General features: G+C 67.2%; 12 protein-coding genes. 7 read left to right on the forward strand and 5 right to left on the reverse strand.

Translation table 11 applies throughout. The annotated features are described in order from the left end of the window. Window positions 1-70: 70 nt before the first annotated feature. Window positions 71-979: a phosphatase PAP2 family protein gene (locus NDI89_RS03930; protein WP_277520207.1), complete on the reverse strand. Its 909-nt coding sequence runs from the start codon at window positions 977-979 to the stop codon at window positions 71-73. A 231-nt stretch (window positions 980-1,210) separates the two neighbouring features. Here NDI89_RS03930 and NDI89_RS03935 point away from each other — a divergent pair, with 231 nt between their 5' ends. After that, on the forward strand, window positions 1,211-2,902 hold the full coding sequence (locus tag NDI89_RS03935; RefSeq protein ID WP_277520208.1) for an NADH-quinone oxidoreductase subunit D: 1,692 nt from the start codon (window positions 1,211-1,213) through the stop codon (window positions 2,900-2,902). Between the two features lie 139 nt (window positions 2,903-3,041). Next, a complete protein-coding gene (gene trpB, locus NDI89_RS03940) occupies window positions 3,042-4,193 on the forward strand; it encodes a tryptophan synthase subunit beta (protein WP_277520209.1) in 1,152 nt (383 codons plus the stop codon). A 50-nt stretch (window positions 4,194-4,243) separates the two neighbouring features. Here trpB and NDI89_RS03945 read toward each other — a convergent pair whose 3' ends face one another. Both NDI89_RS03945 and NDI89_RS03950 read right to left on the reverse strand, forming a co-directional pair. Further along, window positions 4,244-4,654 carry an HIT family protein gene (locus tag NDI89_RS03945; protein WP_277520210.1) on the reverse strand — a complete coding sequence of 137 codons (411 nt, stop codon included), beginning with the start codon at window positions 4,652-4,654 and terminating at the stop codon, window positions 4,244-4,246. 66 nt (window positions 4,655-4,720) lie between these two features. After that, entirely contained in the window at window positions 4,721-5,782 is a 1,062-nt protein-coding gene (locus NDI89_RS03950) for a glycosyltransferase family 4 protein (protein WP_277520211.1), read from the reverse strand. Window positions 5,783-5,925: 143 nt separating this feature from the next. Between NDI89_RS03950 and NDI89_RS03955 the strand changes: the two genes are divergently transcribed. Further along, window positions 5,926-7,797 (forward strand): S9 family peptidase, encoded by a 1,872-nt coding sequence (locus NDI89_RS03955; RefSeq protein ID WP_277520212.1) that lies wholly within the window; start codon window positions 5,926-5,928, stop codon window positions 7,795-7,797. Window positions 7,798-7,824: 27 nt separating this feature from the next. On the opposite strand, the gene NDI89_RS03960 is transcribed toward NDI89_RS03955, so the two are convergent. Then, window positions 7,825-8,886 (reverse strand): NAD(P)-dependent glycerol-1-phosphate dehydrogenase, encoded by a 1,062-nt coding sequence (locus NDI89_RS03960; RefSeq protein WP_277520213.1) that lies wholly within the window; start codon window positions 8,884-8,886, stop codon window positions 7,825-7,827. Window positions 8,887-9,065: 179 nt separating this feature from the next. Here NDI89_RS03960 and NDI89_RS03965 point away from each other — a divergent pair, with 179 nt between their 5' ends. Then, entirely contained in the window at window positions 9,066-10,151 is a 1,086-nt protein-coding gene (locus NDI89_RS03965; protein ID WP_277520214.1) for a M48 family metalloprotease, read from the forward strand. Here NDI89_RS03965 and NDI89_RS03970 read toward each other — a convergent pair whose 3' ends face one another. Beyond that, on the reverse strand, window positions 10,152-11,141 hold the full coding sequence (locus NDI89_RS03970) for an NAD-dependent epimerase/dehydratase family protein (protein ID WP_277520215.1): 990 nt from the start codon (window positions 11,139-11,141) through the stop codon (window positions 10,152-10,154). Between NDI89_RS03970 and NDI89_RS03975 the strand changes: the two genes are divergently transcribed. From NDI89_RS03975 to NDI89_RS03985, 3 genes are read left to right on the forward strand one after another with little or no spacing between them, the layout of a single operon-like run. Beyond that, on the forward strand, window positions 11,140-11,331 hold the full coding sequence (locus NDI89_RS03975) for a hypothetical protein (protein WP_277520216.1): 192 nt from the start codon (window positions 11,140-11,142) through the stop codon (window positions 11,329-11,331). The two genes, NDI89_RS03970 and NDI89_RS03975, sit on opposite strands and share 2 nt — an antisense overlap. Further along, window positions 11,328-11,738 carry a GIY-YIG nuclease family protein gene (locus tag NDI89_RS03980; RefSeq protein WP_277520217.1) on the forward strand — a complete coding sequence of 137 codons (411 nt, stop codon included), beginning with the start codon at window positions 11,328-11,330 and terminating at the stop codon, window positions 11,736-11,738. The genes NDI89_RS03975 and NDI89_RS03980 overlap by 4 nt, the downstream gene beginning before the upstream one ends. Before the next feature lie 50 nt (window positions 11,739-11,788). Then, entirely contained in the window at window positions 11,789-12,409 is a 621-nt protein-coding gene (locus tag NDI89_RS03985; protein WP_277520218.1) for a peroxidase-related enzyme, read from the forward strand. Window positions 12,410-12,441: the final 32 nt, after the last annotated feature.

Here is a 12,441-nt window from a genome sequence, read left to right on the forward strand (position 1 = left end):
AACGGGAATCCGTCGCCCCCTCATCCCCGACTCGGAGGTGCGCCTCTCGGGAACGAGCGGACGAATGTGCTCAGATACCGCTGGCCTGCCCGGATCGATAGCGTTCGGAGGCGGCGACGACCGCGGCGACGACCAGCCCGAGCGCGCCGCTGCCGGCGAGTATCACGGTGGGCCAGAAGAGACCGATGAGCGCGACGAGCGAGACGAGAGCGACGGCGATTACGGCGACTCTCGCGGTGAGCGGGCGGTCCTCCCGGATCGGGCCGCGGCCCGCGTCCAGCGCTCGAGCGAGGGCGGCGAGCTGCCAGCCGGCGAGCGCGCCCAGCGACGCGCCGAAGAGGAGCAGGGCGTCGGCGTCCATCCCGCTCGGAACGAGGGCAGCCGCGCCGACGACGACTGCGAGACTGAACCCGAGCGTACCGCGGTGGGTCGGATAGCGGTTCAGGAGCCCCCACGCGAGGAGGAGAAAGGTCACGCCGACGCCGACGCCCGCGACGACGTCGACGAGATAGTGGACGCCGAGGCCGACTCGAGAGAGGCAGACGGCCGTCACGAGCCCCGCGGCACCGAGGTATCGACGGCGGCGCGTACTGACGCCGCTGTACTCGGCCAGACTCAGGTAGACGATGGTCGACATGAGGGCGTGACCGCTCGGAAAGCCGTAGCCGGTCGCCGTCGCAGTGGCCTCGTACAGCGGGTGGAGAGCCTCCGGGAGCGCCCCGACCTCCACGAGGACGCGCTCCGGCCGCGGGAGCGCGAAGAGGTGTTTCAGTCCCGTAATGAGCGAGAGCCCCGCCAGCAGGAGCCCGGCGATAGCGGCGATCCCGTCGCGATTTCCGGTTTCGAACACGTAGAGCGCCCCGACGAGGGCGCTGAGAAACCAGACGTCACCGAGCTGGGTCACCAGCCCGAGCACAACGACGACCCACTCCGGGGCGACCTCGCGGAACGCGTCGAACCAGCCGATTCCTCGAGCCATATGCACGTTACGTGCGACCGACCACATAAACGATTCCGCTCGAGCGGAGCCGTCCGACGGAGATCGACCCGGGCACGCGTGTCGCGTCGAGGCCGATCACGAGCCGTGAATCCCATCTGCGAGCGGCGTTTCGATTCGGGAGACAGTCACGCTAACGCGGGAAAACCCTCATTTCCGCGTCACCTGTAGGGTATCGGGACGCGCCACCGACTGGCGTTAGGAGGGTGTCCAATGAGTGAGCATTCGGAACCCGAGCGCGAACGCATCGGCATCGATCCGGAGTACGACCACCGCCGCGAGGACGGCGTCGACGAGGCCCGACTCGAGGCCCTCCTCGGCGAGTACGCGATGGGCCGGGACGACCACGAGAACGCGCCTGCGTTCGTGATCCGTCCGGACGACGTCCAGGAGGTGGTCTCGCTGCTGCGCGACGAAGCGGGGTTCGATCACCTCTCCTGTCTCACCGCCCAGCAGTACGAGGACCGCTACGAGTCGATCGTCCACATGACGAAGTACGACCGGCGGACCCACGAGGTGACGCTGGTCGTCCCGCTGCCGACCTCCGATCCCGTCTGCGAGTCCGCCGAACCCGTCTTCCGGACGGCCGACTGGCACGAGCGCGAGGCCTACGACCTCGTCGGGATCGAGTACGCGGACCACCCCGATCTCCGTCGCATTCTCCTCCCCGAATCGTGGCAGGGACACCCGCTCGCGCTGGACTACGACCAGGACAAACCGCAGGTCGTCAGCTACACCGAACACGCGAACCCGATTCAGGCGGATCACCGCGTCGCCGAGTCGGACACGATGTTCCTCAACATCGGGCCCCACCACCCGGCGACCCACGGCGTCCTCCACCTCGAGACGGTGCTGGACGGCGAGTCGGTCGTGGACGTCGACCCCGACATCGGCTACCTCCACCGCTGCGAGGAGCAGATGTGCCAGAACGGCACGTATCGCCACCAGATCATCCCGTACTCGAACCGCTGGGACTACACGGCGAACCTCCCCAACGAGTGGGCGGTCGCACGCGCGATCGAGGACATCGCCGACATCGAGGTCCCCGAGTACGCGCAGGTCCTGCGGACGATGGCCACCGAGTTCGGGCGCATGCTCGGTCACTTCCTCGCGGTCTCGACGTTCGCGCTGGACGTCTACGGCGACTTCACCGCCATCTTCCAGTACGGGATGCGCGACCGCGAGGTCGTTCAGGACATCCTCGAGGACCTCACGGGCCAGCGGATGATGTTCTACTTCTTCCGGCTGGGCGGGGTCTGCTGGGACCTCCCCGAACCCCGCGAGGAGTTCATCGAGAAGTGTCGGGACTTCCTCGACGAACTCCCCGCCAAGGTCGACGAGTATCACGACCTGCTGACCGGCAACGAGATCTTTCAGGTCCGCACGATCGACACCGGCATCTTAGAGCCGGAAGTCGCCAAGAGCTACGGCGTGACCGGACCCGTCGCCCGCGGCTCCGGTATCGAGTACGACATCCGCCGGGACGACCCCTACGGCTACTACGACGACCTCGAGTGGGACGTCGTCACCGAGGACAGTTGCGATAATCACGCGCGCGTCCTCGTCCGCCTCCGCGAGGTCGAGGAGTCCGCGAAGATCATCGAGCAGTGTCTCGACCTGCTCGAGGAGTGGCCCGAAGACGAGCGGACGGTCCAGAGCAACGTCCCCCGAACGCTGAAACCGGACGCCGGGACCGAGACCTACCGCGCCGTCGAGAGCGCGAAGGGCGAACTCGGGATCTACATCCGCGCTGACGGCTCGAACTCGCCCGCCCGGTTCAAGATCCGGAGCCCGTGTTTCCACAACCTCTCGGCGCTCCCGGAGCTGTCCGAAGGCGAGTACGTCGCCGACCTGATCGCGTCGCTGGGCAGTCTCGATATCGTCCTCGGAAGCGTCGATCGGTGAACGGAGCCGTCTCGAGCTAGTCATCGCCGATCTCTGCGAGGTACTCGTCACGGTGTTCGCCGATCGGGTGCGGCGGTGTCGGGCCGGTGGTGCCGGTAGCACGAACCTATTTGACGGTGAGCGGGCAATTCACCGGCGTATGGAAAACGGAGGATTCGAGGGATACGGCGGGCGACACGTACCGGAACCGCTTCGAGAGCCGCTCGAGCAGCTCGCGACGGCCTACGACGACGTCGCGAACGCCGACGAGTTCCAGTCCGAGCTGCGCGGCCTGCTCGAGGAGTTCGCGGGGCGACCGACGCCGCTGTACTACGCGCGGAACCTGAGCGAGCGCTACGGGGCCGACATCTACCTCAAGCGGGAGGATCTGCTCCACGGCGGGGCCCACAAGATCAACAACTGTCTCGGGCAGGCCCTGCTCGCGAAGCGGGCCGGTCGCGACCGCCTCATCGCCGAGACCGGGGCCGGTCAGCACGGCACCGCGACCGCGATGGTCGGTGCCCTGCTCAACCTCGAGACGGAGATCTACATGGGCAAGAAGGACGTCGAGCGACAGGAGATGAACGTCTTCCGGATGCGGCTCATGGGAGCCGAGGTCAACGAGGTCACCCGCGGCGACGAGGGGCTCGCCGACGCCGTCGACGCGGCCCTCGAGGACTTCGCCGAGAACGTCGAGAACACTCACTACCTGGTCGGCAGCGTGGTCGGTCCCGACCCGTTCCCGCGAATGGTCCGGGACTTCCAGAGCGTCATCGGCCGGGAGGCCCGCGAGCAAATGCAGGAGCGGACGGGCGACCTGCCCGACGCCGCGGTCGCCTGCGTCGGCGGCGGCTCGAACGCGATCGGCCTCTTCCACGCCTTCCGCGACGATCCCGTCGACTTCTACGGCGCCGAAGGCGGCGGGAAGGGAGCCGACTCGAGCAAACACGCGGCCCCGCTGGCGAAGGGGACCGACGACGTCATCCACGGAATGAAGACGCGCGTCATCGACGACGACGTCGAGGTCCACTCCGTTTCGGCGGGACTGGACTACCCCGGCGTCGGCCCCGAACACGCCATGTTTCGGGCCGTCGGCCGCTGTGAATACACGGGCGTCACCGACGACGAGGCGCTCGCGGCCTTCCGCGAACTGAGCGAGACCGAGGGGATCATCCCCGCGCTCGAGTCCAGCCACGGGATCGCTCGCGCGATCGAGCTCGCGGAGGCCGGCGAGCACGACACCATCCTCGTGAACCTCTCGGGTCGCGGCGACAAGGACATGGAGACGGCGGCCGCGAAGTTCGATCTCTGAGCCGCGATCCCGGTGTCGAGTCGCGATCGATACACGACCTCGCGTCGCAGTCAGAGCTGTTCTCGAACCCGATTTCGAAGATCCGCCGCCTCGTCCGGGTCTAGGCGGTCGCGCGACAGCGACAGCGTCACGTCGTCGTCGTCGAACCGGGGCAGGAGGTGGACGTGTGCGTGATCGACGGTCCCGACCAGCGGCCCGCTCGTGTGGAACACGCTGAACCCGGTCGGCTCGAGCGTCGTCTCCAGTGCGCGCGCGACGGTCCGAACCGTCTCGAAGACGGCCGCCGACGTCGACTCGTCGATCATCACGACGTCGTCTTCGTGAATCCGGGGAACGACGAGGCTGTGGCCCGTCACGGCCGGGTTCTCGTCGAGAAACGCGATCGTTCGGTCGTCTTCGTGGAGCACGTGTGCCGATCGATCCCCGGCCGCGATCTGGCAGAACTCGCAGTCATCGTCCATAGCCGAACTCTATTCCGGACCGACATATATCCATCTCCGACCGACGGACCGGTCGGTGTCGGATTCCTACAGAACGCCGCGTTCGTCCTGTAACGTCCGGTATAGCTCGAGGTACCGCTCACCCACCGCCGACCGGTCGTACTCCTCGAACGTCTCGTCGTACGTGCGGTGCTCGAGGTCGCCCGCCTCGACGATCGCCGCCGCGAGTTCGTCCTCGCTGGTCGTCCGGAACCCGCGGTCCCAGCCCTCGACGAGTTCGTGGGCGCTCGAGTTCGCGTGGTACTCCACGACGCCCACACAACCGGCGGCGATCGCCCACAGCATCTCCGTCGGAAAGACGCAGTGGTCGGCCGTCTGCGCGAAGACGTGCGCTCCGCGATAGGCCGCGATCCGTTCCTCGAGATCGAGATCGCCCGCGAACGTCACGCGATCCGCGATCCGGAGGTCGCTCGCGAGTTCCTCGTAGGCCTCCCGCTCGGGACCGTCGCCGACGATCTTCGCCTCCCAGTCGCGACCTCTGTGTTCGGCCAGCGCCAACAGCAGGCTCTCGAGGTTGGCACCGTCGTCGAGCCGGCGGGCGTAGATCACGTCGACGTCCGCGCCCGGTTCGACGTCCCGGATCCGCTGGCAGTCGATCGGATTCGGAATCGTCTCGACAATTTCGCCGTTCGCGCCGAGTTCCCGGACCCACGTCCCGACCAGCTCCGACGGTGTGACGATCCGGTCGGGCCGACCCGTGGCGAACCGGCTCCATCGCGTATTCAGGACGCCGCCGTCGCCGTACCACTCGAGGACGAGCGGCGAGCGAGACAGCCTCGCGCCCCACTTGGCTGCGGTGACCTGACTCGGCGGCTCCGCGCTGACGTGGATCACGTCCGGATTCGCGGCCGCGAGGACGAACGGCAGCCGCAGGAGGAACGAACCCCGGGCCTCGATGGCGTTCGAGACCGCGTGATAGGTGATTCCGTCGCGTTCGAAGGTGGCCTCCTCCCCCGCCCAGAACCCCGCGCAGTAACAGTGAACGTCGTGACCGCGTTCTGAGAGGAGCTCGAGGACGGTCCGAAACCGCCGGTTCGTCTCGGTGTCGCGGTGATGAGCCGTTTCGAACGAGACGAACGCGACGTGCATCTGCTCGCAGAATGCGAGCGGGAGGGTAAAAACCCTCCCTGTTTCGGTCGACCGCGGGGACCGAAGGCACCTCCCCGACAACTCCCGAATCGGCGATCGAACGGACCGAAACGACTACTCCCTCGAGTCCGTACGGCCCAGTCATGAGCGGCTACGACATCGAGCGCTATCTCAACGTCCGCAGCGCCTACGGGGCCTCGTTCGGACCCCACGGGGAACGGCTTTCCTTCCTGATGAACACGACCGGAACCTCGCAGGTCTGGACCCTCGAGGAGCCACGCGGCTGGCCCGAGCAGCGGACCTTCTACGACGAGCAGGTGAGCTTCGCATCGTGGTCGCCCGAGCGGCCGGAACTGATCTTCGGGATGGATGAGGGCGGCAACGAACGGGCACAGCTGTTCCGCCTCGACGCCGAGACGGGCGCGATCGAGAACCTCACGGAGATGCCCGACGCGAAACACCGCTGGGGCGGCTGGAGCCACGACGGCGAGCGCTTCGCCTTCACGTCGAATCGCCGCGACGAGTCCGTCTTCGACGTCTACGTGCAGGGGCGCGACGAGACCGGCGAAGAAGCCGAGCTCGTCTACGAGGGCGACGGCTGGCTCTCGCTGTCGGGCTGGAGCCCCGACGATTCCCGCCTGCTCGTCTCGCAGGCCTACTCCAACTTCGACCAGGATCTGTACGTCCTCGACCTCGAGGCCGACGAACCGGCCCTCGAGCACCTCACGCCTCACGAAGGCGACGTCCGCTACCAGAGCGCGAGCTGGGCACCCGACGGCGAGGGGATCTATCTCGTAACCGACGTGGGGGAGGCGGACACCCTCTATCTGGCCTATCTGGATCTTGACAGCGGCGACGTGGCGACCGTAATCGACGGGGACGGATGGAACGTCGACGGCATCGCGCTGGACGACGACACCGGCCGGTTCGTCTGCTCGCGGAACGTCGAGGGCTACACCGAATTGACCGTCGGGGAGTTCGACACCGACGACCCGACGGCGTTCGAGACCTTTCCGGAGCCCGACCTGCCGGGCGGAATCTCCGGCGGCGTGAGCTTCGACCCCGACGCCGAGCGGTTCGCCCTCTCGACGTCCGGCGATACGGTCAACACGAACGTCTTCGTCGTCGACCTCGAGAGCGGCGACGCGAACCGGTGGACGAACGCGCCCACCGCGGGCATCCCTCGCGAGTCGTTCGGCGGCTCCGAACTCGTCAGCGTCGAGAGCTTCGGCGTTGACGGGCGAAGCCCGTCCGCTCGTGGGACTCCAGAGGAGTCCCACGCTGGACTCGAAGTGCCCGGCTTTCTGTCCCTTCCCGACGACCACGAGGAGGGAGCAACGCCGGTCATCGTCGACATCCACGGCGGTCCCGAGAGCCAGCGCCGCCCCTCGTTCTCGAGCGTCAAGCAGTACTTCCTCGACCGGGGCTACGCCTATTTCGAACCGAACGTCCGGGGCTCGTCGGGCTACGGCTCCGACTACGCCGGCCTCGACGACGTCGAAAACCGGATGGATTCGGTCGCCGACATCCGTGCCTGCGTCGAGTGGCTGCGAGATCACCCGGCCGTCGATCCCGATCGAATCGCCGCCAAGGGCGGCTCCTACGGCGGCTTCATGGTGCTCGCCGCGCTGACCGAGTACCCCGACCTCTGGGCCGCCGGGATCGACGTCGTCGGGATCGCCAACTTCGTCACGTTCCTCGAGAACACGGGCGACTGGCGGCGTGAACTCCGCGAGGCGGAGTACGGCTCGCTCGCCGAGGACCGCGAGTTCCTCGAGGAGATCTCACCGATCAATAACGTCGAACGGATCGAAGCGCCGCTGTTCGTCCTCCACGGCGAGAACGATCCCCGCGTCCCGGTCGGCGAAGCCGAACAGATCGCCGAGAAGGCGGCCGAACAGGGCGTTCCAGTCCGGAAACTGATCTTCGAGGACGAGGGCCACGGCTTCTCGAAGCTCGAGAACCGCATCGAGGCGTACTCCGAGATCGCTGATTTCCTCGACGAACACGTCTGATCGGCGGCTCGCGATCCCGCTCGGCGATCAGTCGATGACGCCGGTCTTCGTCGCCACGTCTCGAGCGGCCCGCTCGTTCATCCCGTCGCCGAGGATCGTGTACCGGTCGCGAATCTCGTGGCAGGTCGTCAGCGCCTCCAGTACGGTCTCGTCGTCGATCCCCAGTTCCGCGGCGGTCGTCGGCGCGTCGATACTCGCGAGGGCGTCGCGGATGTCGCGCCAGATGCCCCGATCGCCGCCGTGGAGGTAGGCGGTCATGATCGAGCCGACGCCGACCTGATGGCCGTGGAGGGCCGCCTCGGGTGCCAGCCGGTCGAGCTGGTGGGAGAAGAGGTGTTCGGCCCCGCTGGCCGGTCGCGAGGAGCCGGCGATGCTCATCGCGACGCCCGAAGACATGAGCGCCTTGGTGACGGTCCAGGCCGACTCCTCGAGCCCCGGGCGGATGAGATCGGCGTTGTCGACGAGGATCTCGGCGGTCATCTCCGAGAGCGCGGCGGCGTACTCGGAGTACTCGACGTCTTTGAGCCGCTGGGCGAGCCGCCAGTCCATCACCGCGGTGTAGTTGGAGATGATGTCGGCGCAGCCGGCGGTCGTCAGCTCCCACGGTGCATCGGCGAGGATCCCGGTGTCCGCGACGACCGCGAGCGGCGGTTCGGCGGCGACGCTGTGGCGGGAATCGCCGTCCGGGACGGAGCCGCGATTGCTGACGATCCCGTCGTGGCTCGCCGCGGTCGGCACCGAGAGAAAGCCCATCTCGAGGTGGTGGCTGGCCAGTTTCGCGATGTCGATGGCCTTCCCGCCGCCGATCCCGACGAGGTAGGAGACCTCCTCGGCTTCGGCGGTCTCGATCACCCGTTCGACGGCGTCGAAGGTCGCTTTCTCGATCGTGACGATCGCGGGATCGATCCCGGCGGCCTCGAAATCGGCCGCGATGGGATCTGCCGCGACTTTTCGGGGCGTCGGACTCGTGACGAACAGCGGCCGCCCCTGGAGGTGGAGATCGTCGACTACGTCGACGACCTCGTCCCGGACGCCGTGGCCGACGACGACGTTTCGCGGAAGGCGGATCCACGTCGACTTCTCGAACATACCCGTTCCCACACACCCCCGGGACATGTGCTTTTCCTCGTCGGCGCGCCGATCGCCGGGAATTCGCGGCGATCGGTCCCGATACGAGGGGCTCGAGCGCCCGCTTCCCGTCGCTACCCACTCGCTTCCGTAACGGCGGATTCGACAGATTATAAAAATTCCAACCCTATCCGGGAGATATGATCGCGACGGTCGCGTTCTGGCTCGCCCTGCTCGTCGCCGGTCACGTCGCGGGCCGACTGTACGGCGCGTACACGGTTCGACGCCACGGTGACGACGGTCATCAGTCGCGCGGGACGTACCGGCTGCTGGGTATCGTCGGCTGTACGGCCATCGTCGGCCTCACACTGTCCGGTCTCGTCGAGACGACCGAGGCGACCCTCTCGACGCTCCATCCGGCACTCTCCGGTGGGCTGGCCGCACCCCTCGCCTGGATACCGACGGGGGCCGGAACGATCGTCGCGGTCCTCGTCGCGTACCTCGGCGTCTTTCCGTACGCCCGCGAGCGCCGCGATCTCGAGATATCGGCCGCGACTGCGGTCGGTCGGCTCGCGAAATACCTCCTCGCGATAGCGGTACTCTGTCTCGGTACGCTCGCCCCGCTCGTCGTCCTTCTCCGCCTGCCCGATCCGAGTCCGTTCCTGATCCCGATCCTCTTTGCCGTCCTCGCCGTCGGCGTCTCCGTCTGGATACAGTACAACGTTCGGCTCTCACAGCGACTCTCCGAGCCGACGGGCGAGCAGCGACGGCGGCTCGAGGCCGCGGCCGACCGGGCGAATCTGACCGCGACGGTCGCCGGCGTGTTTCCGGGCCGCGAAACGGAGACCGCCGGCCTCTACGTCGACGGACCGTTCTGGAATCGGCGAGCGTACGCCACCGACTACGCCGTCGACGTTCTCACGGACGACGAACTGACGGCGCTGTGTGCACGACTGCAAGCGGCGGGCGAACGTCGACTGCCCGAGCGACAGGCCCTCATCCTGGCGCTCCTGTTCGGATCGTTCCTGACCGCGACCGTCTGGCTATCCCTGTGGCTTGCACTCGCGGTTCTCGTCGTTTGCTGGCCGCTCTGTGCGCGATATCTCCGGCGCTACGAGTTCGCCGCCGATCGTCGCGCCGCTCGATCGGTCGGTGTCGACGAACTCGCGGGGGCGTACGAGGCTACCGACGATCTGGCCGACGATCGCGGTCGATTCCACGAACGGTTCGCAGCGAGCCCGTCGACCGCGCGGCGGCTCGAGCGGCTCCGGGAACCGGCGTCCTGATCAGAGCGTTTCGAGAATCCCGAGAACGCGCTCCTCGGCCTTCCGATCGGGACCGGTGTCGTCATCGTCCCGGTCGCTGTCAAGGTGTGCGTCGACCGACCGCCCCATCGCCTCCTCGAGCGGCGTCGACTCCCAGCCCAGCGCGGCGAGTTTCCCGGTCGAGAGGACGTGTGGATACGTCCGGTAGAGCGGGTAGTCGTCGAGTTCGATCTCGCCGGCCGCGAGTTCGCGCGGGCCGGCGTGAACGAGATCGACGTCGGTGTCGAGACGGTCCGCGATCAACTCGACCATCTCCTCGAGCGTGACGAGCCGCCGATCGCCGACGTTGTAGGCCTCGCCGGCCGTCCCCCCTTCGGCGACGATCCGCAGGGCGCTGGCGACGTCCTCGACGTAGACGCGGTGTCGGAGGTTCGTCCCGTCGCCGGGGATCACGACGCGGTCGAAGCGGTTCACCCGGTCGATCCACCAGTCCAGCCGCTCGGTGTAATCGTGCGGGCCGTAGACGATGGGCGGTCGAACCGCCATGGCGCGGATCCCGTCCTCGGCCGCTGCGAACACTGCCCGGTCGCCCTCTGCCTTTCGGTTGCCGTAGGTCTCGAAGGAGTCGTCGGTCGCTTGATCGGCCGTACAGGAATTGAGCGGCGTCTCGTCTTCGCGCTTCGGGATTACTTCGCGACCGTAGGCCGCCCCGCTCGAGACGTAGACGTAGGCCTCGCAGTCCGCGAAGATGCGGGTGGCGGCGCGGACGTCCTTGGGGTGGTAGGCGACGCAGTCGAAGACGGCGTCGGGATCGGCGGTCGTCGCCGCCGCCTCGAGCGCGGTATCGTTCGTGCGATCGCCCTCGATGTGGTCGACCCGGTCGTCGTCCGCGAACGGGTTCTCGCGATTGCCGCGTGTGAAGATCGTCACGTCGTATGCGTGGTCCAGCAGGTCGTCGACGAGGTGGCGGCCGATGAAGCGAGTGCCGCCGAGAACGAGTGTATTGTCCATGTTCGACCGTCGCGCCTGCGGGGCAAAACGCTGGCGGACGGACCGGTTTCACCCGGTGACGAACGGCCGAGAACGCGGTCCTGCTGCCGATCACGAGGAGGACGAGTTAAACGGACTGGGGCCGATCGCCGACGAGCACCGATCGAAATCACCCTCGTTTTACCGCCGCTGTCCCGACTGTGCCGCATGACCGGGACGTACGTCCTCGTGATCGAGGTGACGGAGGCGACGACTATCGAGGTCGGTGCGCTCGGAGACCGGAATTTCACCCCTGGCACGTACGCCTACGTCGGGAGCGCGTTCGGTCCCGGCGGCTTCGCCCGCATCGATCGCCACCGCGAACTCGCCGCCGGCGACCGCGAGACCCGTCACTGGCACGTCGACTACCTGCTCGGAGATCCGGCGGCCCGACTCGAGACCGCGATCACGTTCCCCGACGCCGACCGGGAGTGTGAACTCGCGGGATCGCTTCCCGGAACGCCGGTTCCCGACTTCGGGGCGTCGAACTGTGACTGCGGCTCGCACCTCCTCGCGGTCTCGACCGATGACTCCGTTCTCGATGCGGCGGTCGATACGGGCGGCATCGTCGACGGATAGCGCCCGACGTTCGCCCCCGAGTTATTAGGGATGCCTGTGAAACGGTATCCATGGCCAATTCAGGTTCCGACGGCGAGTCAGCGACCGATCCCGAGCCCGAACTCAGCGACGACGCGATGGCGCGGTTCTCCGTGCCGGCGTTCGACGATCTCCCGGAAGACCTCCAGGATCGTATCGAAGAAGAGACCGACCGCGCCGGATTCACGCCGAACGTGTTCTCGGCGTTCGCGTACAAACCCTCGCACTTCCGGGCGTTCTTCCAGTATCACGACGCGCTCGTCGAAGACACGGCCCTCGAGCGCGAGGAGATCGAGATGATAATCGTCGCCGTCTCGGGCGTGAACCACTGCTACTACTGCAACGTCGCCCACGGGGCGCTCGTTCGGATCTACGCCGAGGACCCGACGCTGGCCGATCAGCTGATCGCGAACTACCGGACAGCCGACATCAGCGAGGCCCATCGAACGATGCTCGACGTCGCGGTCACGCTCACCGAACGGCCGACCGAGGTCGAACCGGCGGACCTCGAGGCGTTGCGCGACGCCGGCTTCAGCGAGGAAGCGATCTGGGACATCGCGGCCGTCACGGCCTACTACAACATGAGCAATCGCATGGCCACGTTCGCCGAGATGCGGCCCAACGACGAGTTCCACACGCTCGGTCGCGAGTGACCGGCGAGTCCTGCCTCGCTCTCCGCCGTTTC

It is taken from the genome of Natrinema salsiterrestre (genome assembly GCF_029502005.1).
GTDB lineage: Archaea > Halobacteriota > Halobacteria > Halobacteriales > Natrialbaceae > Natrinema > Natrinema salsiterrestre.